This is a genomic window from Paenibacillus sp. J22P90 (assembly GCF_059692195.1).
In genome coordinates this window covers 311,283-332,304 of the sequence record NZ_JCAUAY010000002.1, presented here as the reverse complement: position 1 = coordinate 332,304, position 21,022 = coordinate 311,283, and the positions used below count along the sequence as shown (strand labels likewise).

Sequence of the window (21,022 nt, the reverse complement as noted above, 5' to 3'; positions counted from 1 at the left end):
TACTATCAACAAAAAGAATTGGAAGAAAAAAGTAAATGTAATCGGGGTGTCTAAGTGGCAATGGCATTAATTGGAAGTGTTATGTTTTTGGCAGTTGCATTATTTATTTTACCTAGCTTATTCGGATTACTAGGTTATTACTTGAAAATGTTCCGAAAAATAAGTAAATTAAAAGCATTCTTGCAATAAGAGCATTCAACTAACGCAGAACTATAGTTGAGGGGGCTGCTTTGTGGCAGCTCCTCTTGTTTATTAAGTAACGAGCAGGATAGTTTACTCCTTAGCCGAATATTCTAAATATTGAATTATTGTGGAGGTGGAAATCGTTAAATATAAGAAAACGATAAATTACATTCAAATAATCGTATTTATTGGATTGGTCATTGTTATATTTGTACTCATAAATCAACAATCCCATAAAGAAAATACAAACAAAAACAAGTCAATCATTATTAACTTTGATCAAGTGGATTTGGACCGTGTAGATGAAATGATGAATAGATTTAATGAAGGTAAAGGGGATAACTTAATGATTGTTTCTCCTACAGTGGAAGGCAGTCCAATTATTCATGACGTAAATTCAAATGGTAGGGAAATACATTGGATAGTTGATAACACAAGAGACGCATGGAGTGACCAAGGCAAGACAGAATATGTCTGTAAATCAATTCGAATGAATGAAAGGGACAACGAGTTCCTTGATGTTGAATTGTCTAAATGTAATAACTTCAAGGAAGATGAGCAACTGAGACTAATATCATTTAGAAAAGAGCTGTTATAGTCTAACGGGAGAACAGTAGGTTCAAGTAGTCGATGAGACGAAGAGGGGGAACCGAAATGAAGACGATTAAGTGCATGATGAACCACCTGTACTGGGCGGACGGACGCATCTTGGACGCGCTCGAGGAGAGTGAGAAAAAGAACAAGGACCTTCTGAAGTTGGTTCGGCACGTTGCGGTCGCGGAACGAGTCTGGCTGTCCCGATTGGAGGGCAAGGGGAGCGCGCAATATTCGTTGTGGGAGGAAGCGGAAGACCTGACGGCGATCCGGAGGATGTTCGAAGAAAACGCCGAGCAATATCGCGTCTATATCGAAGGGCTCGAGGAATCCGAGTTGGACGAGATGATCGACTATGCGAACCAGAGCGGGGTTCCGTTCCGAACGTCCGTCCGGGACATCCTGTTGCAGGTCCTCTTACATGGGCAATATCACCGGGGACAGATCAACCGGGCACTTCGGATCGAATTTGCAGAGCCAGTCCAAGTCGATTACATCACGTTCGCGAGGCTCTAAGAGGGCATAATAATCACCATTACTCGGAATGGGTTTGGCATTGAACTAACGGAGAACATTAGTTTAATAACAAAATTTTACTTTTATTTACTTACTTGTGCTATTCTATTTAAATGGATAACTGAATCAGCTCTGGCATTTCACTAAGGAAGGATACTTATTATGGTGATTTTTTGCATAATGATTGTATCTATTTTCGGAGCATTTATTGCTTTGGATATGTACATTTCAAGGATTTGGGATGTCTTTTCAGCGAAAAGCTATGATATGCTGAATATGGTGGCTGGTGATCGGAAATCACATCCTTCTTCTATCCTTAAACGAGGTGAAGAATACAAAAATAAAACCCGTTTTCTTCGAAATCCATAAGAATATGAGATGAAATTGATGATATTAAGGCCCTGCAAGCCATTACTTACCTTGATCGAAGAATGAATTCGATCACAGGAAAATGGGGAGTTTGGGTCTTTTATTATTACTACCCTGGATATAGCGAATCACGGACACGAGCTTTTCATATTTTTTGTTGAATTATTATGAAATTCTTTATTAACGAAAGAGAGTCGGAAGAATGACTAGTGAATACAATAAAATAATTTCATGGGTTGAAGATATCAAAGAATGTAATTACAGTTCGGCATCAGCGATAATAATAATAAAAAATGATGAAGTAGTTTTGGAGCATTATAGCGGAAATCATTCGAATACTTTGGATTCATTACCCGTCTCAGAGACATCAAGGTTTAATGTAGCCTCTGCAAGAAAAAGTTATTTAGGCCTAGTTGTGGCTTACGCACTATATGAAGGTAAAATAAATAGTTTGGATGATTATGCAGCAGAATACTTTGAGGATTACGATGAAAAACTGCTTGGTAAAACAACTTTGAGGCACTTAGTGACTCATTCCCATGGCTTGCATTTGAATACGGAGGGAGTTTTATTTAGAGAGTTTGAACCAGGAGAAGGATGGGCATATAGAGGAATCAATATAGAAATGATGACTCAGCTCATGAGAGTAAAATATACAAAAAAAACTTTCCGAACCTTCTAAAAGAGAGGGTTTTTATGCCATTAGGATTCAAAGAAACAGGCTGGCAAACAAAAGACAATGAAACACTAGTAAAGGTAATTATAAATCCAAATGAAAATGGAACCTCGTCACTAGGAAAGTCAAGTAATGGTATGGAGTCTAATCTTTATGTTTCCGCCAGAGAATTCGCTAGTTGGGGATTACTTCATTTAAAAAAAGGATTCATAAATGGCAAGCAGATTGTGCCACAAAAAGTAATTAATTTATCAACTCAAGTGCAAAGTCCTGTCTATTATAATAAAGATTTGCCTCAAAACGGTTTGTTTTGGTATGTACAAGATACTCCAAAGATAAGAAGTGAAATTGGCGAAAGAGTACCAGCTGGTTCCTATCAAATTCTAGGAATAACAGGACCAACAATTTTAGTTATTCCGGAATACAATCTTGTTGTAGCGAAAATGTTTAATAAAAGGTATAACTACGGTGGCGATAATTATCTTTATTATTTAAGAGAGTTCGGTAATTTAGTTGCTGATACATTTAAATAAAGTACAAGTATTATTGACTCACGGTGAACGAATAGTTGAGGGGCTTGCTTTGCGGCAGCTCTTCTTTTGATTATTAAAGTAACGGGCAGAATACTTACAATAAATTCCCACGCGGATAAACAAAGGATTTTCTATTTTCCACCCGAATAAGTGATGAATTGCAACTAAGATGAGGGTATGATTGCATGAAAGTAAAATTTTGATAATTTTTTGTAATTCTAATTACTCTATAATCTATCGACAGCTTAGAGGGGAAACAAGATGAATAAACTAATAAAATGGATTTTACCGATAGCTTTTGTATTTTTAACTGCTGGTTGTGGTGAGAAAGCGGTAGTTAATGAACAATTAGCTGAAAAGGTAAGTGAAAAACCAGTTAATATTTTGAGATTGGACGACTTTAAACAAGTAATGCAAGAAGAAGGTACATTTCTTTCACCAAAAGGAGAAGGGACTCACGAGATGTTTATTCTTTCGGGGGTAAAGCCTTCAATATTTTCAGCATCATTAATGTTCCATGAAGAAATGAACCCAAAGAAAAACCTCTATTTTTATCAATTTAAATCAGATGAGGAACGGAAAATAGGACTCGAGGCTTTTGATCAAATTAAGGATATAGTAAAGTTCTCTGCTCGACCTCAGGTCACTTTTCAAAAGAATTTGGCGGTTATATATTGGAGCGATGCACAAGACTTAGAGCCTAATGATAATGTTGTAACCGATCTTGTTGGGGAAAGTGTCCTCTATGCAATGGATCGGTTGGGTGAACCTGGAATTGAAGGTTATATTGTTGATAAGAAAGCAGGAGAAATACTTGTTGTAAGTAGTGAAGCTGTTGATTACAGTCACGGCAAGGGTCAAGAGTTTTACAATGCAATCTGGTTCTCAAATGTTTCAGATACACTAGTCATTGGCGATAAAGTTAAAGTATGGGCTGAGCGTGGAAATTACTCACTGCCTTACCCAGGCAGAGAAATTGCCCACAAAGTTATAGAACAAACTACGGTTGGTCCTAAAGGAGCCGATCGTACAGAGGAATATATGGTACAAAGGGCACTTCAAGATGAAAAATTAAAGACAGACATGCACAAGATTATTGCAGTGAAATCTGTTAATTATAATGCTAAGGAAGACACGTGGTATTTACATTTTAAAGATACGAGAATGCGAGAAGACTTTTACTTTAAGTTAGATGATAAATAAGAGTTTATGTTATCTCATTAAGCTAAAAGGGAACATTAGTTCAATGATCAAGGAGCAGATCGCCACGGCCGGCAGCTGCTCCTATTTCGTTGAGGTAAAGGGCAGGAGAGTTTAATCACATCGCGAATATTCCAAGCATGGATCTCAATATTTTGAGATTATTCAATTGTGGGGGGATGCTAAATGAAAAAATTAGCTGCATTTATACTTATTCCCATTTTACTGCTTACTCTTGTTTCGGTATGGTGGCTTGTTCCGAGTAAAATGATCAGGATCAATCCACAAGAGGTGTTAAAAATCGAGATATTTAATGGGAATAACGGTAAAGAAATTCTGATTACGGAGCGATCAGAAATTGAACATATTATAAATAATATTAAATCAATTTCATTTAGAAAAGGTAAAATTTCGATTGGTTATATGGGATACTCTTTTAGAACGACAATTTACAAATCAAATGGAAGCGTATATAAGACTTTTATCATTAACTCAGAAGATACAATTCGAAAAGATCCATTTTTTTATACAGATAGTACAGGAAGCATTGATTACAAATTCATCAAGGATTTGTTTGAAAATAATATTAAATGAGCTATAGATAATCTTTCTAAGCAATGGACTTCATGGACGACCTAGATGCCTGAAGTCGATTAAGCTAATGGAGAACGAGAGTTCAATAACAAGATGAAAAGGTGGTTGACCCATTGGATCAGCTGCCTTTTCTCAAGTAACGAGCAGGAATGTTGCACAAGAGGTGTTTTTACCATATTAGTCGAATACATTTAAAACTGTTTGGTGGAGGTTTTCATACATGGCTAATAAAGAGTTAATACTCGATATTGCAGGGGTACTTGCTACCAATTTTTCTCCTCGTTTTTGGCAGGAGCTTTCTGAAGAATCAAATACACCTTATGAAATGCTTTTTCATTTTAGAAAGGAAATGCGTGATGAGTTATGGACTGGAAAGATGCCAGAGGAGGAGTTCTGGAACCAGTTGTGTATAATATTTGCTACAATTAATATAGACAAAGCGAAGGAAATCCTAATTTCAAATATTCGTCCTTTGCCAGCTATTGAGAAAGTACAAACATGGAGTAAATACGCAAACATCCATTTATTAAGCAACCATCGCATAGAGTGGATTCAATCCATTCTTAAACCAATTGAACCCTATGTACGCAGTATTACAATATCCAGCCAAGTAGGTTTTTGTAAGCCTAATCCTGAAATATACACTCTTGTTCATGAGCGATTAAATCACCAGGGGGAAATATGGTTTGTCGATGACCAAGATAAAAATCTTAGTGAAGCAAAATTGCTCGGTTGGAATACCTTGCTAGCCGACGAGAACGGGGACTGGGTTTCCACGGTCACTTCACAATTATCAACTGCTAACGGTTAATACATTGCAATAATAGTTCAACCACCATTTAACTAACGAAGAACAATAGTGTAGTCAAAGAGAGGCATGTTGCTTTAGAGCGGCATGCCTTTAATATTCTAAAATGTTCTAAGCTAATTTAGCACATTTACGACACGAGGAATCGACACTTTTAATTGCAAATAGCTGGTATAATCTTTCGTGATTCGATGATCTAGTTGATTTCCAATTAATTATTAACTTGTGTGTTATAGGGGGATATAGTTGTTACTAAATAAACGCTTAATGTGGATAGTAGCTTGCATTTTAATTATTGGATTTTTATCTGGATGCGACTTGAATAGAAAACCAGATTTAATAATGTCCAAAGACCTGGTAAATGAAATGCAACCTACAGTGGCACCCAAAAACGGCACTCAATCGCCAGAAATGATTACCGAGCCCACCGAGTTTAAGCTCAACTTGCAGACTGTACAAACACCTACACCGACTCCAGTTATAACTAAAGTCGGGTTATCAGCTATTGGAGATATTTTGATTCATAATACCGTTTATCAAGATGCTTCACAATCAGACGGGACTTATAATTTTAAACCGATGTTCAAGAAAGTAAGGGATATTATTCATGAATCAGATCTAGCAATAGCTAATCAAGAAACAGTCATTGGTGGCAGTGAGTTAGGTTTATCGTCGTATCCCCTGTTTAATAGTCCGCATGAAGTTGGAGACGCCCTTCTTGATTCTAGCATTTCAATTGTGACAACAGCCAACAACCATGCTATGGATATAGGGGAGAAGGGGATTATAAGTGCTTCAAATTATTGGAATAAAATAGGCATGCCGTACACTGGTTCTTTTATTTCACAGGAAGACCGGGACAATATAAGGACGATCACGAAGAATAGCATTACGTTTTCCTTTCTTGCCTATTCATATGGAACTAACGGGATTACGATACCACCAAATAAATCATATTTAGTTAACTTGTTTGATGATGAGACCATGAAACGGGATATTGAAAAAGCGAAAAATATATCCGATGTAGTGGTAGTTTCTACCCATTGGGGCATCGAAAATCAAACAATGCCAAATGATTCACAAAAATCGCTGGCTTTAAAACTTGCGGATTGGGGTGCTGATATAATTATTGGAACACACCCTCATGTCTTACAGCCGATTAAATGGATATCACGTAATGACGGTAAACGGTCTTTAGTTATGTATTCTTTGGGGAATTTTTTATCTGCACAAGATCAAAAGATCGAATTAGTAGGAGGTATCGGACAGATTACAGTAATTAAAACCAATTTTTTAGATAAAAGTACCATAGAGCTAGAAGAGCCTACTTTCATCCCGACCTATAATAAATATGAGAATTTCCGGCATTTTGAAATTATTCCGCTTAAGCAATTAAAAAAAATCGACATGGATCAAATAGAATTTGAATGGGAAACCATCAAACAAACGATGAAAGACGAAATGCCTGAATTAGCCATCAAGGAGTAAGCGACTAGTTACAAGCTGGAAATAATGTTTGGTTCTATACCAATAACACTGGGATTCATTTCTTGGAGTATCACCCAAAGCTAATATTTTGAAATTCGCAAATAGCACCACTCTCTTGAATTGAATTAACTGGCAGTTTAGCGCCAATATAGAAACATCTAATTTATATTATGCTTATCCAGTTGAATGGAGGGTTTGCCATGGGCATTAGGAATTATCTGATTGAAGGCGTTTCCGGCGCCGGCAAAACTACGGTCTGCAACGAATTGCAGCGGCGCGGGTACTATGCCATTCATGGTGACCGTGAATTGGCTTATCAAGGCGACCCGGAAACTGGTACCCCGACGAATGGCTTTAAACCGAACACCACATTTGGCATGTAGATAAAGTAATAGCTTTGGTCGCCAATCAAGATGTGGCGGTAACATTTTTCTGCGGTGGTTCGCGGAATTTTCCCAAATTCATTGATCTTTTCGATTGTGTGTTTGTCCTTGAGGTCGACCTGGAAACCTGTCTCCGGCGGATTGATGAGCGAGTGGCATTGGACCCAACTGACTGGGGTGGCAGACCAGAGGAATGGGAAATCATTCGGCGCTTGCATCAAACGAAAGAAGGCGTTCCCAAAAATGGGATTATAATCGACGCCACCGCACCGATCGCGCACGTCGTTGACGAAATCCTCCATCAAATCGAAGCAAATGAACGCCAATGATGACAGTAACTTACGGGCGCTCAAGGACAGCCCAATACATCAGTGCACCTGGATACGAATAGGACCATCCACTGCGTTAACGGAGAACGAGTGCAACAACATGTAGTGAGCAGACCGCTGTGGAGCTGCTCACTTTTTCATTGAACTAAAGGGCAGGATAGTTGAATAATGACATGGAGAGAAACATGAAATTTACCAAATTAATGTTTTAACCATGAACACACGTAGTATAACAGCTTTTATTTTTTCAATCATTGGATTATTTTTTAGTTTAAGTTTTCAGTCTTTTGCAATTTATCATAAAGATGGAACAAATGAATTAGAATGGTTCTGGCTTGGAGCCATTTTATCCTACTTGTTCACTCTACTATCTCTTTTTCTTATTTATAAAAATGTAAAGAAAATCATTTTAGATTATGGTTTAATAATATTAAGTTCATTTTTTATGTTTGCAACATTATTTTGACGACGATAATCCTTATACTTTGGCATGCAGGATTTTAAGCTAACGGGACACTTTTGTTCAATAACATCAAGAGAAGGCTACCGAAATGATCGGCAGGCTTTCTGAGTCCATAAAGACGAATCAACATCTCTTGATCATTAACACTGTTGATTTCAATTGTTATCTTGTCGCATTTTGGCATGGATTCAATGGAATTGTTGATGAAATTGATAAAACTTGCTTGAGTGAAATTAATGATTTACAAATAATGGAATATTATGCATAGAGATATCCTTAATCCAGAAGCACTTGTGAACAAGCACAAGGGGAGCATCCCTTGGGCTTGTTTTTGTTTTATATTTACATTATTATCTTGTGAAGAAAAGTGCTAGATTGGCAGTGGCGTTATGCTAAAGGGATGTAGAGCGTTGCATCCGTCTTCGACCGATGCAACACGAATCAATCAGTAGTAAGCATCACTCCTCATGAGGCACAAAGCCCTTGAGGATTCGTTTCCTGGTGGACACACCTTGAAGTATCAGAAGGGGAAAAGAATACCCTTTTGTGATTTCATTCATGAGGATTCTGAATTTGAACAACTATTGTTAAGATAAAAAAGGCAGAGGAGTGGTTGTTCCACTTCTCTGCCTTTTTTATCTTTCGCTTATTTATATAACATCTTTTGTTGTTGTTAAATAAGGGTTCTTTTTATATGCCAAATGCATTTCCTTATTTATGCCGTTCAAAATCAAGAGGTGGGGTGATAGACGGGTCTATCTGTAGCTTAAATTGTGTTGGAGACATTAATGCATAGCGCCGAAACATATTGGAAAGGTAGAATTCATTTTTAAAGCCTACGGCCATAGCGATTTCTCTTAAGGATAGATTAGTTTCTTTAATTAATCTTTTTGTATGTCGTATTCGGATATCGTTTAACTTTTCGATTAAAGTAAGTCCTGTTTCACGTTTATACATTCTTGACAGGTTGCGATAACTCACATGTAAAGCATTGGCCACATCATGGACTTTAAACTCTGTGGCATAATATTTTTCCAAGTAGAGGTCTGTTTGTTGAACGAGAAGGAAATTCACATTATGATTTAATTCAACTGTTTTGTTTTGTTCAGGACGCCAGGCTTCATATATATTGCTGAGCCAGTGGAGTAGTGTTGCTTGTATCGTTGATACACTCATGTCACGATTTAGTTTCAGCAGCGGTAAGTTGTGCTTTGCCTCAACAGCAATTGGTCTAGGTTGTGAAAAGCATCGAATCCAGTCATTTCCACAGCTGGTGGCTGCATGACTGGAATTAACATCAAGCAGTTGAAGTTGCCAGCGTAAGCAAAAGCCATCCTCTACTTCCTTAATTTCATGGTAGTGGCCATGTATTTGGCCAGGTGGAATTAAGTAGGATTGACCTGCTTCTATACGAAAGGGAACACCGTTTAATGTAGTTATCGTACTGCCCTGCATGACATAATTAAACTCAAACCAAGGATGACGATGTTCTTCACAGGTCCAATCCGGTTCATGATAAGCGGGTAATGCATCAAGAAGCACAAATGACATATCGTTAAAGGTAATAGGCTGCATGATGCATTTTTGCAGAGCACGCAGCTGTTCGACATAGCTTTCAATCTGAATAGACATGGGGACAGGATACTCCTTGCGGGATTTGGTGTGTCTTTTCATTGTACCGCATCCCGGCAAGGTAAGAATACCCTGTTGATTACATTTCTAATAAATTTAGTTCCTTAACTGGCTGAGTCGGATCATCAGGAATCAAGAAAGTTAAGATCTCGCATTTCCCAAAGGTGGCTGACCATTTGCGGTTGAGGAAAGGAATTTCAATTGTTGTATCTGTCTTGTAGCCTGTAGTCTCATAGCAGCGCAGCACGTAGCCATTTCCGTCCTCCGCTTTTTTGAATACTGTAGCAATGATTCCATCGTTGGAAATGTGAATCCCGTCCATCTTTTGCGGCAGTGAACCGTGATGGTACGTTTCAATTATGGTGATTGGCGGTACATTAAGCTCATAGGCCTTCTTCACAATACTTGCTTCTTGCCATGTGCCTTCATGGGGCACCATAGTGTATTTAAATTCCTGAATCCCTTGATCCATATATTCACATAAATCATCTCGCGAACCATGGTGATAGCCAAAGTGGTCGGCAAAAATGGCTCCGCGTGCGACGGTCATACGAAGGGTATGCTCATTGACATCATAAGCATATTTACTGTCATTGAGCAGTGCAAATCCGTATTTCGCTTTGTTCTCATCGACATTAGCTTCGCTTATATCTACCCACTGCTGACCAGGCTTTTCCTCCCCATCTCCCGGTCTAACCATATAACCATAGGGAATTTCATAAGTGGCCTCAGGCTGTTGGGCATTAATTGGAAATGCAAACTTAAGCATTTTATGCTTTTCTCGCCAGTCAAGCTGCACCTTTACTTCGATATCAGCACGATCGTGATAAAGATAGAAGTCTTGCTGCAACACGGACTGATTATATCGACTGGTAATACGTATTCCTGCCCGTAGCTGGCCCTCCTCCAATATTCGGAACTTCGCATCGGTGAACTGACCTATTAGGTTTGGAAACGATCGGAGTTCATGGCTCCAGGTATCTGAATCATATTCGTCGATAATTTGAGCGACAGCCCCTTTGCCGTTGAAAATATCGAGTTCAAGACGTTTGTCCCAAAGTTTGACGATGCTGCCGTTATGAGGATCAAATTCAACACGGACAAAGTCGTTTTCCAAAAGAGTCGAGCTAACTGTAAGTGCTGCACTAGGCAGCGGTTGCTCCTGGTTTTTCTTTTTGGAAATCCAGTAAACGCGGTAACCCATAGCCGGGATACGGCCAATGAACATACTTCCCCACTTGTCATTTCTTCCGTTTGTACGTGAAGCGCGAATCGTTTGGCTCGCGATAGGTTGCAGGGTTTCATCCGTAATGCTTGTGAGCTCAGTTGTAAGATAAATTGGAGCATTCACTTCCCATGACAAAGGATTAAAGACGACTAGCGGGACGCCTAGATCTGCTTGCTCCCAGAGCATCCAATCATTTTCTTTGCTTAATGACTTTATTTCGGGCAGCATCGTATCAATCGACCAAGAGATTTTTTGCAGCGCTGCATTAAGCGCCACAGCCGATATATTCAATGCTTCGCCATAGGACTCGCGTGAGTCCTCGTAAGCTTCTTTAATGCTGCAGCCGCCCATTATATCATGGAACTGGTTGAACATGACGAGCTGCCAAGCGTGTTGAAGCTTTTCTTGCGGGTAAGGGTGTGCAAGGATATGATGGGTCAACGCTGAGAATTTTTCTGCTGTTAACAAGCGGTGCTCTGCCTTGCGGTTGTAAGCTTTCGTTTCCGAGTGGGCTGAATAACAGCCTATGGCGTGCAATTGCAGATCCTCTTTTAGCGTAGGGATATCCAGATTCAGCTGCTCTACGTCAGCAAAGAATGCTTTCGGCGAACTGAACACGAGGTTGTCTTCTCCGTACTGCTTCTGCAGCTCTTCCAATTTAAGAAGTGCGGCAATTGTCGGTCCGCCTCCATGGTTTCCTACACCATAGAAAGACATAACAGGATTCCCCTCATTCTCAGCCAAATCCATATGCTTAAGGATTCGTTCTTCCATTCGCGCCGGTCCTTGGTCTGTATAGCCGGTTGGCAAGCGGAACGTCATAACGCGTGTGCCATCCTCGCTTTCCCACCAGAATAGACTATTCGCGAGATCTTTCTCTTTAATATTCGGACGCTGAAATACATAGTAATCAAGCCCGCTCTTTTTCAAAATTTGCGGCAGCATGCCATGATGACCGAAAGAATCAACATTATAGCCAACATTGGCCATGACGCCGAATTTTTCAAGGAAGTATCTTTGGCTGTACAGGCCTTGTCTGGCAAATGATTCTCCAGAAGGCAGATTGCAATCCGGTTGAATCCACCAACCTCCGACGATGACCCATCTTCCTTCAGCAACGCGCTGCTGAATTTCTGTAAACATTTCAGGCGCATTTTCCTCAATCCACTGATAATAGGCTGCGCAAGCACAGGTAAAGATGAAATCAGGAAATTCCTTAATTCTATCAAGTGCAGACCGGAAGGTTGCCTTAATCTCAGCATAACCTTCCTGCCATTGCCATAGCCACACAGGGTCCAAATGAGCGTTTCCGATAAGATGTAATTGCGTTTTCTTTTCCAATTATTCTTCCCCTACTCTCTTAATTTTTGTGTTATTGCGTCTTTTTCATTTTCAATGTAACGGATTTTGAGGTGGATAAGAATGTGAAATAATGACTTTCGTTTATATTATTAAGCCAAAAATATTGTTTTGTTTTATTCGATAACACTCAAATTGGTTAATAATCAGCTGTTTTGCTCCATGAAACCTACCTATTCTCAGTTTTTGTATGTATTGTAAGCGCCCTCAAGGCTATTGACAAAGATTTGGGCAAGAAATAGACTTTGTCATGAAGTTTCTAAAAAGGACAGCATGAAAGGGTGAAAAAATGAAAATTGTAATATTAGATGGATATACATTGAATCCAGGAGACTTAAGCTGGGAGGAACTGCAGGCTATGGGGGAGGTTTTGGTATATGAACGAACGCCCGCTGAGTTAATCGTGGAACGGTCAATCGGTGCGGATGTCCTGTTCACGAATAAAACGCCGCTTTCTGCAGATACGATCGCCCAGCTTCCTGATCTGCGTTACATCGGTGTACTGGCAACGGGTTACAATATCGTCGATATTCATGCTGCATCGTACCGGAACATTCCCGTGACTAATGTTCCAACCTACGGTACGTCTTCCGTCGCTCAATTTGTACTTGCCTTGCTCTTGGAATTATGTCATCACATTGGGCTGCATAATGAGGCGGTGCGCAGAGGAGAATGGAGCCGCAACAGCGATTTTTGCTTTAGTCTGAAGCCGTTAATTGAGCTCCACGGGAAGACAATCGGTTTAATCGGCTACGGCAGAATCGGCCAAGAAGTAGCTAAAGTATGCCGGGCCCTAGGCATGGAAGTGCTGGCCAGCACCAGCGGTCGCAATCACCACCCTGCTGAGGTGGGCACCCGGTTCGTCCCGTTGGAGGATTTGCTTGCTAATTCCGACGTCGTATCACTGCATTGTCCGCTCCTTCCGGATACGCAGGGGTTGATTAATCGAGCAAGTCTATCACGAATGAAACCGACAGCGCTGCTGCTAAACACTTCGCGAGGCGGGTTAGTCGTGGAGCAAGATTTGGCTGATGCATTAAATACAAACCGCATTGGCGGAGCAGGACTTGATGTGCTTAGCGTTGAACCGCCTGGGGGAGACAATCCGCTGCTCAGTGCACGGAATTGTATCATTACGCCGCATATAGCATGGGCAACGAAGGAGGCACGCAGCCGACTAATGGCAGCGGCTGCAGACAACCTTAGAGCTTTTTTAGCGGGAAGTCCTATTCATGTAGTGAATGATTGAAATTGGCTAACCTATCTCTTATAGTAAGCGATAACATATAGTAAGTGACAACGTAAAAAGCTATTACACTCTCTTTAATAGGCGAGGTGTAATAGCTTTTTTTCAAAATGTGACATAGCCATTAATGATACAAGGTGGAAAAATGAAACAAAAACAAGAGAGGAGCTAAAATGAAACGAAAAGTGCGAAAGTGGGTGTTAAATTAGCACGAAGGAAGTGATATATTTTGAAAATGTTAACAGGATAGAAAGAATCAACTCTTGAGAAACTTAAAATTTGGAGGTGAAGGCTATGGGGAAAGAGATTATTAATGGGGTCTGGAGTACGATGATTACGCCTTTCAATGAGAAGTATGAAATTGATTATCCTGCTTTAGGGGATTTAGTGGAGTGGTATATTGCTCATGGCGTAGACGGACTTTTTGCCGTTTGTTTATCAAGTGAAATGTTCTATTTATCACGGCAGGAAAGAAGTGAATTGACCGAATTTATTGTAGGTAAGGCGTCAGGCCGGGTACCGGTTATAGCATCGGGGCACGTTTCCGATTCACTTGAAGAGCAGGTGGAAGATATTCTTACGGTTGCTGCAGCCGGAGCGGATGCAGTCGTCCTGGTTACCAATAGGCTAGCTAGGGAAGATGAATCTGATCTTGTTTGGAAAGCGAATCTGGAACGATTACTCGAAAAGCTGCCTGCTGACATTTCACTCGGTTTCTATGAATGCCCTCATCCATATAAAAGGGAGCTTTCACCAGCCTTGCTGGAATGGTGCGCAGCAACAGGACGTTTTCTGTTTCTGAAAGATACCAGCTGTTCGCTTCCGCTAATGAAGGCCAAGTTGAAAGCTGTAGAAGGAAGCCAACTTAAAATTTTTAATGCGAATGCAACAACGCTGCTCGATTCGTTAAAGGCTGGAGCTGCAGGCTTTAGCGGGATCATGGCTAACTTTCATCCAGAACTTTACGTCTGGCTATGCCGTAATTGGCTTACCCAGCCTGCAGAAGCGCAAAGGTTGATGAACTTTATCGGGATGGCCTCTGCGCATGAAGGACAGCCTTATCCGATTAATTCTAAATATTTTATGGGCTTGGATGGTGTGCGTATAGGCCTACATTCTCGCTCAAGGCAGTTTAAGGACCTCAACGAGACGGGAAAGCAAATGGTCGAGCAGTTTTATGCAGTATCCAAGGAATACGCCGAACAGTACAAATTATTTAGTGAAGGATGCAACACGGCTGTAGCTAAATCATGATAATAAAATGAACATGAATGGAGTTGTCTCTAAATGACATATTTGAATTTGATACAAGCCACCGTCGTATATTCCAAGGATGCTAAGGGCGCAGAAGCCAAAGCGGCGGATGTTCTGATCGAAGAATTGGCTAAAAGGACGGGGATTACGCTGCATCGCTCGCACAGTTACCCCGATGGTAATGTACCATTTATTGCAATTGGAACGCCTGAATCATTAGATCGAATAGGCCCGATCCATCTAGATGAGGACATTCCTGCTTTATCACCAGAAGGGTTTACGCTGAGAACGGTGTCTGAAGCTTCGCGCCAAGCTGTTTTCGTCGTCGGTGCAGATGCCCGGGGCGTTCTCTACGGAACGGGAAAGCTTTTGCGTTTATTGCACTGGGGAGACAATGTAATACAGCTGGACAATGAGGTCAAATTGACTGAAGCTCCCAGCTTTCCAATCCGGGGACATCAGCTGGGGTACAGACCTAAGAACAATGCATATGATGCCTGGAGCGTGGAGCAGTTTGACCAATATATCCGGGATTTAGCCATTTTTGGCGCTAACAGCATTGAAATCATGCCGCCGAGAACCGATGATGATGCCACAGGGCCAGTGATGAAGGTCGAACCGATGGAAATGATGATTCGGCTTTCGGAAGTCATTCATTCATATGGTCTCGACACATGGGTCTGGTACCCAAACCTCGGAAAGGATTTTTCTGATCCGAAAATAGTCGAAGCCGAATTGGCCGAACGCGAACAAATATTCAGCAAGGTCCCCCATATTCAACATGTCTTCATTCCTGGTAGTGATCCTGGCGATTTGGATCCTGAACCGCTGTTCGTTTGGTGCGAAAAAGTTGCGAGACTTCTGCACACCTATCACCCAGATGCTCAGATTTGGTTGTCATCGCAGGTTATGAATGAGGATCCGTCCGCATGGAAGAAGGGGTTTTATGAGCAACTGAGCAAGGAGCCGGATTGGCTTGGCGGTATCGTATTCGGCCCTCATGTCGATGAAACGCTGCCCGAGCTAAGAAAGATCGTTCCACAGAAATATCCGATTCGCCGTTATGAAGACATCACGCATAATTTTCATTGTCAATATCCAGTAGCGGATTGGGATCTGTCATTTGCGCTCACCCTAGGCAGAGAAAGCACCAATCCACGTCCTTTGGCGCAAAAACAAATTCATAATGTATTTGCCTCTTATGCTGTTGGCAACATTTCTTATTCTGAGGGCATTAATGACGATGTGAACAAATTCGTATGGAGCGATCAAGATTGGAATCCACAAATACCGGTGGTGGAAACGTTACGAGATTACGGCAGGTGGTTTATTGGCTATGAGCAAGCAGATGGCGTAGCTCAAGGACTGCTAGCACTGGAGGACAACTGGGTTGGTCCGCTCCTGGCGAACGAAGGAGTGGAAGTGACCTTGCTGCAGTGGCAGCAAATGGAAAGGGAAGCACCCCGGAGCGTACTGAACAATTACCGTTTTCAGATGGGATTGCTTCGGGCTTACTTTGATGCGTACACAAAACGCAGACTTGTCTATGAAACAGAGCTGGAATATAGAGCCAAGGATGCGCTGCGGGAAGTGGAGCAAACGGGAGCATTGGTAGCTGCGAATCGTGTGGAACAAATCCTTGCTCGTGCTGTATCTGAACCCGTTGCCCAAGATTATCGAAGACGGTGCGATGAATTGGCAGACCGTTTATTTGAGAATATTGGGTACCAGCTTACTGTGACACGACATTTCGCGAGTGCTCAGGATCGCGGGGCATACATAGATGCGATCAACTTTCCCTTGAATGATTCCCGTTGGCTGCGCATCCGATGCGCCATGATCCATGAGGCGAAGGATGAGGCAGCACGATTGGCGATTATTGATGAAATACTGAATCGGACGAATCCAGGACCTGGTGGATTTTATGACAATTTGGGATCGTATCGCAGCAACCGCCGTATCGATCCGGGGCAGGGCTGGGCAAACGATCCAGGTTATTTGGCTTCGCCAAGAACCGCTCATGCCGTTTATTTGCTATCAAAAGGTCGCGCAGAGGAAAAAGAAAAGGAGCTTGGCGGCATACCATTAGCTTGGATTAATCATGTGAACGTAATGCTCGACACTCCGATCATCGTTCGTTATGAGAACCTTGACCCATCGGCCGATTATAAATTGCAAGTGGCCTATGTGGGAGAAATTGGGGTGGAGGCACACAGAGCTGTTCAAGTGAAATTAACAGCGAATGATTCCTTCATCGTTTATGAGAATCTGCCTGTAAATGGGTCAACGGTTACTATTCATGAATCTTTTATCCCTCACGAGATTATAAGTGAGGGGAGATTGAAGCTAAGCTTCCTCCGTATGAAAGGAACCAAGCGGATGAATATTGGAGAGATTTGGCTAACCCCTTGCACGCCAAACCAAACCATAGCTAACAAAGTTTAACACAGCTAACCTATCTTTTTAAAAAAGCGACAAACTAAAAAGGCTATTACACTCCTTTAATAGGCGAGGTGTAGTAGCTTTTTTCCAAAGTGTGACGTATCCCTAAATGATACAAGGTAGAAAAATGAAACAAAAACAAAACAGGAGCTAAAATGAAACGTAAAATACCAAAGTGGATGTTAATTTAGCGCAAAAGAAGTGATATATTTTGAAAGCGTTAACTTGATTCATTAAGGAGGAGAAATGATTTGACTTTTCTTAATACATTCGTTGGCAAAACAATGAGAAAGAGAATCGTGGAAAACAAGTATTTATACATCATGATCTTTTTGCCCATTGTTTATTTTATCCTGTTCAAGTACGTTCCGATGCTTGGCATTGTCATAGCATTCCAAGATTACAATTTTGTGAGAGGTATCTTACATAGCGAGTGGGTTGGTTTCTCACATTTCCGCGAGTTTCTAGCAGATCCCTATTTTTGGAAACTTGTACGGAATACAGTTACGATCAATATATACATGCTCGTTTTTTCTTTTCCTGCCCCAATTATACTGGCTCTGGTTATAAACGAAATCAAATTTCTACGTTTTAAAAAACTCGTACAAACAATCAGTTATCTTCCGCATTTTTTATCAACTGTCATTGTATGCGGAATGGTCGTAAATTTAATGTCCAATGGTGGATTAATCAATCAGCTGTTAGGGAGCTTTGGAAAGGAGCCTATCCCATTTTTGATGGATGCGGGATGGTTTCGCAGTATTTATGTGAGCTCGGAAATTTGGCAGGGTGTAGGTTGGGGCTCCATTATTTATTTAGCTGCCCTTACTTCTGTCGACCCGCAGCAGTATGAGGCTGCTAAGATGGATGGAGCCAATCGGTGGCAGCAAATTTGGAACATTACGATCCCTGGGATCATTCCTGTTGTGACGATTATGTTTTTACTTAGCTTGGGTAACATCATGACAATCGGTTTTGAAAAAATACTGCTCTTATATACCGGACCTACCTATGAAACAGCAGATGTGATTTCGACCTATGTATATAGACGCGGATTGCTTTCCAGCGATTTCAGTTATGGTACAGCTGTTGAACTTTTTCAATCGGTAATTGCCTTAGTATTTATTACTTCAGCGAACAAAATTTCCCGAAAAGTCGGTGAAACTAGTCTATGGTAACGCGAAAAATCGGAATTGGTTCTTTCTTTTTTAATGCCATCATTTATTCGATGATAATCGTCATGCTGTTCACCTTTCTATACCCCCTATATTATGTCGTTATTGTATCTGTCAGTGAAGGACTTAGCGTCATGAGGGGAGATGTCAAATGGTTACCCGTTGGATTCAATTTTGAAGCCTACCGTGCCGTACTGGACAATCCTTTAGTTGTTCGTGCGTATGGCAATACGATCTTATACACGGTCGTCGGAACTTTCATCAATGTTATGATGACTGCTCTATGCGCATACCCGTTATCTCGAAACCGGTTTTATGGAAGAAATGTTTTTACCGTTTTCATTATTATTACCATGTTATTTCACGGTGGTTTAATCCCCAACTATCTCGTTGTTTATAATTTGCATATGTTGAATTCCATCTGGGCAATCGTCATTCCTACGGCAATCAATGTTTGGAACATGATCATCATGAGAACATTCTTTCAGAACATTCCGAATGAGATTTACGAGTCGGCTCATATGGACGGTGCGCACGATATGAAAATCTTTTTTCAAATCGTGCTCCCGCTTTCCATGCCAGTCATTGCAACCATGTGCATGTTTTATGCGGTTGCCCATTGGAACAGCTTCTTTCCGGCAACACTTTACCTGAGCGATTCCGATCTGTACCCAATCCAGGTTATTGTGCGCAATTATGTGATTGACGGGCTGGTCAGTAGCGGCAGCAATGCTGAGAGTGATTCGAAAACGATCGTGACCAGCATGAAATATGCATTTATTTTTATTACCCTTTTACCGATTCTTGCTGTATATCCGTTTATTCAAAAGTATTTTGTCAAAGGCGTGATGGTTGGATCGTTAAAAGGATAAAACTAGCCTTGAAAGGAGTGATGACACTTCATTATAATCTATTGGAATATTAGAAAATTGAAAAATTAAAACAAAAATAGTATTCTAGGAGGGTATCAATTGGCTAATCAAAAAAGCAAACCAGCTATCATCTTATCCATTGTTTTGGTTCTGGTCTTGATTATCTCGGCATGTTCGAGTAATACGGTAAAAAAGAGTGCGGATGAACCGAAGACAACACAACCTGGTACTGCTCAACCTAGCGGTAAACTGCTGGACGCTCCTTTAACCATTAAAGTGTTATATGGTGAAATCAACACCAAATCGCCAGTATTTGATGCTTTATTTGAGAAGACAAATGTCAAATTGGACTTTGAGCTTGCACCCGCTAACTTAGATCAACGGTTGCAAACCATCTTCGCTACGAATACTTTACCAGATATCATGAAGGTGGCTAATGGTAATCAACTTTTTGCCAATGCAGCAAAAGACGGGCTTCTGCTTAATATTAGTAATTATATGCAATATGCGCCGAACCTCTCTAGATTAATAAAGGAAAACCCGGCAATCAACAACAACAAAGTGGACGGCAAATTTTACTCCTTCCCACAATTGGGAAATTGGAGACTTCAGCTAGCTGGCGCACCTATGATCCGAGTAGATTTAATTAAAAAGCTAGGATTGCAAATGCCTAAGAATTTCGACGATTTATATACGGTTCTAAAGAAATTTAAAGAAGCATATCCGGATTCGATTCCTTACACAGGTAGAGAAAACGCCAAGAAGCTGCTAAATGAAATATCCTTTGCGATGGGCTCAGGAAACCGGATGTACTTCGACCCGGCTATAAATGGCGGCAGTTGGTCTTATGGGCAAGCTCATCCTGAATTTAAACCGGTGCTGGAGTTCCTTAACAAACTTTATAAAGAAAAACTGCTAGATCCGGACTATGCGGTGAATACCGGTGACCAAATGAAAGAAAAATTGGCTTCAGGTAAAGCGTTATTCTATTGGGACAATAACTCCTTTGGTATCAATTTTAATAGTGCGTTGAAAGCTGTTGACCCAAATGCGAAATTCGATCTACTATCTCCACTGCAGTACGGGCAGGCAAAGCCTAGAGCGGCTATGTATGTTAAGGATTGGCTGAGTCACTACGCCATCAGTGCAAAAGTGAAGGATCCTGAGAAAGTTGTTAAATTCATGGATTGGCTGTATAGTCCTGAAGGCACACGCTTAATGAACTATGGTATTGAGGGTCAACACTATACGGTGGTAAATGGCCAACCAATGATGAAAGAAGATATCGTCAAGAAGTATGCAGATACGAAAGATCCATATCGTTTCATGCAAAAGGATATCGCTGTTGGATTTGAGGCTTTCGATCCGAATGTAGATGAACACCCGATGGCTCAAGTATCCGATCAGGAATTAACCCGTTGGGCTTCTCAAATGACAGAAGCGAATGGATATTTCCAAGTACGCAGTGTTCCTCCTTTTAATAAGGAAGAAAGTGAAAAATTAAAAAAATTAATTACAAAGGTAGATACGTTGGTAGATCAGGAAATGGATAAATTTATTATCGGCGTTCGTCCAATATCTGACTATGATAAGTTTATAAAGAGTTTGGCAGACAATGGCGTGGCGGAAATTGAGAAAATTTACAATGAAGCTTACATTCGAGCTAACACACCATAAT

General features: G+C 40.8%; 16 protein-coding genes and 1 pseudogene. 15 read left to right on the top strand and 2 right to left on the bottom strand.

Annotation, left to right across the window (positions count from 1 at the left end; genetic code table 11):
* Positions 1–316 precede the first annotated feature (316 nt).
* From AC58UX_RS06295 to AC58UX_RS06255, 9 genes and pseudogenes are all read left to right on the top strand, one after another.
* On the top strand, positions 317–781 hold the full coding sequence (locus tag AC58UX_RS06295) for a DUF4362 domain-containing protein (RefSeq protein ID WP_497250592.1): 465 nt from the start codon (positions 317–319) through the stop codon (positions 779–781).
* A 56-nt stretch (positions 782–837) separates the two neighbouring features.
* Entirely contained in the window at positions 838–1,293 is a 456-nt protein-coding gene (locus tag AC58UX_RS06290; RefSeq protein WP_497250590.1) for a DinB family protein, read from the top strand.
* A gap of 571 nt (positions 1,294–1,864) precedes the next feature.
* Positions 1,865–2,871 (top strand): annotated as a pseudogene (locus tag AC58UX_RS06285) (serine hydrolase domain-containing protein).
* Between the two features lie 261 nt (positions 2,872–3,132).
* Positions 3,133–4,074: a DUF3221 domain-containing protein gene (locus AC58UX_RS06280; RefSeq protein WP_497250588.1), complete on the top strand. Its 942-nt coding sequence runs from the start codon at positions 3,133–3,135 to the stop codon at positions 4,072–4,074.
* A 183-nt stretch (positions 4,075–4,257) separates the two neighbouring features.
* Entirely contained in the window at positions 4,258–4,665 is a 408-nt protein-coding gene (locus tag AC58UX_RS06275; protein ID WP_497250586.1) for a hypothetical protein, read from the top strand.
* A 220-nt stretch (positions 4,666–4,885) separates the two neighbouring features.
* Positions 4,886–5,476, top strand: a complete 591-nt coding sequence (locus tag AC58UX_RS06270; protein ID WP_497250584.1) for an HAD-IA family hydrolase — start codon at positions 4,886–4,888, stop codon at positions 5,474–5,476.
* Between the two features lie 243 nt (positions 5,477–5,719).
* Positions 5,720–6,961: a CapA family protein gene (locus tag AC58UX_RS06265; RefSeq protein WP_497250582.1), complete on the top strand. Its 1,242-nt coding sequence runs from the start codon at positions 5,720–5,722 to the stop codon at positions 6,959–6,961.
* Between the two features lie 200 nt (positions 6,962–7,161).
* Positions 7,162–7,344, top strand: coding sequence for a hypothetical protein (locus AC58UX_RS06260; RefSeq protein WP_497250580.1), 183 nt, complete (start codon positions 7,162–7,164; stop codon positions 7,342–7,344).
* A 98-nt stretch (positions 7,345–7,442) separates the two neighbouring features.
* A complete protein-coding gene (locus AC58UX_RS06255; RefSeq protein WP_497250578.1) occupies positions 7,443–7,673 on the top strand; it encodes a hypothetical protein in 231 nt (76 codons plus the stop codon).
* A 1,174-nt stretch (positions 7,674–8,847) separates the two neighbouring features.
* On the opposite strand, the gene AC58UX_RS06250 is transcribed toward AC58UX_RS06255, so the two are convergent.
* Positions 8,848–9,768 carry a helix-turn-helix transcriptional regulator gene (locus AC58UX_RS06250; RefSeq protein ID WP_497250576.1) on the bottom strand — a complete coding sequence of 307 codons (921 nt, stop codon included), beginning with the start codon at positions 9,766–9,768 and terminating at the stop codon, positions 8,848–8,850.
* Positions 9,769–9,847: 79 nt separating this feature from the next.
* Positions 9,848–12,337, bottom strand: a complete 2,490-nt coding sequence (locus tag AC58UX_RS06245) for an alpha-mannosidase (RefSeq protein ID WP_497250574.1) — start codon at positions 12,335–12,337, stop codon at positions 9,848–9,850.
* A gap of 307 nt (positions 12,338–12,644) precedes the next feature.
* On the opposite strand from AC58UX_RS06245, the gene AC58UX_RS06240 reads away from it, so the two are divergent.
* From AC58UX_RS06240 to AC58UX_RS06215, 6 genes are all read left to right on the top strand, one after another.
* Positions 12,645–13,604 carry a D-2-hydroxyacid dehydrogenase gene (locus AC58UX_RS06240; protein WP_497250572.1) on the top strand — a complete coding sequence of 320 codons (960 nt, stop codon included), beginning with the start codon at positions 12,645–12,647 and terminating at the stop codon, positions 13,602–13,604.
* A gap of 291 nt (positions 13,605–13,895) precedes the next feature.
* Positions 13,896–14,855 (top strand): dihydrodipicolinate synthase family protein, encoded by a 960-nt coding sequence (locus tag AC58UX_RS06235; protein WP_497250570.1) that lies wholly within the window; start codon positions 13,896–13,898, stop codon positions 14,853–14,855.
* Positions 14,856–14,897: 42 nt separating this feature from the next.
* Positions 14,898–17,300: an alpha-glucuronidase family glycosyl hydrolase gene (locus AC58UX_RS06230; protein ID WP_497250568.1), complete on the top strand. Its 2,403-nt coding sequence runs from the start codon at positions 14,898–14,900 to the stop codon at positions 17,298–17,300.
* A gap of 281 nt (positions 17,301–17,581) precedes the next feature.
* Positions 17,582–18,475, top strand: a complete 894-nt coding sequence (locus tag AC58UX_RS06225) for an ABC transporter permease (protein ID WP_497250566.1) — start codon at positions 17,582–17,584, stop codon at positions 18,473–18,475.
* Positions 18,469–19,344, top strand: a complete 876-nt coding sequence (locus AC58UX_RS06220; protein ID WP_497250564.1) for a carbohydrate ABC transporter permease — start codon at positions 18,469–18,471, stop codon at positions 19,342–19,344. The genes AC58UX_RS06225 and AC58UX_RS06220 overlap by 7 nt, the downstream gene beginning before the upstream one ends.
* A gap of 99 nt (positions 19,345–19,443) precedes the next feature.
* Positions 19,444–21,021, top strand: a complete 1,578-nt coding sequence (locus AC58UX_RS06215) for an extracellular solute-binding protein (protein ID WP_497250562.1) — start codon at positions 19,444–19,446, stop codon at positions 21,019–21,021.
* The last annotated feature ends 1 nt before the right edge of the window (position 21,022 follow it).

Coding starts and splice junctions, on each gene's coding strand:
- AC58UX_RS06290 (WP_497250590.1), top strand. CDS start 838: ATGAAGACGATTAAGTGCATGATGAACCACCTGTACTGGGCGGACGGA.
- AC58UX_RS06280 (WP_497250588.1), top strand. CDS start 3,133: ATGAATAAACTAATAAAATGGATTTTACCGATAGCTTTTGTATTTTTA.
- AC58UX_RS06275 (WP_497250586.1), top strand. CDS start 4,258: ATGAAAAAATTAGCTGCATTTATACTTATTCCCATTTTACTGCTTACT.
- AC58UX_RS06270 (WP_497250584.1), top strand. CDS start 4,886: ATGGCTAATAAAGAGTTAATACTCGATATTGCAGGGGTACTTGCTACC.
- AC58UX_RS06260 (WP_497250580.1), top strand. CDS start 7,162: ATGGGCATTAGGAATTATCTGATTGAAGGCGTTTCCGGCGCCGGCAAA.
- AC58UX_RS06250 (WP_497250576.1), bottom strand. CDS start 9,768: ATGTCTATTCAGATTGAAAGCTATGTCGAACAGCTGCGTGCTCTGCAA.
- AC58UX_RS06240 (WP_497250572.1), top strand. CDS start 12,645: ATGAAAATTGTAATATTAGATGGATATACATTGAATCCAGGAGACTTA.
- AC58UX_RS06235 (WP_497250570.1), top strand. CDS start 13,896: ATGGGGAAAGAGATTATTAATGGGGTCTGGAGTACGATGATTACGCCT.
- AC58UX_RS06225 (WP_497250566.1), top strand. CDS start 17,582: ATGAGAAAGAGAATCGTGGAAAACAAGTATTTATACATCATGATCTTT.
- AC58UX_RS06220 (WP_497250564.1), top strand. CDS start 18,469: ATGGTAACGCGAAAAATCGGAATTGGTTCTTTCTTTTTTAATGCCATC.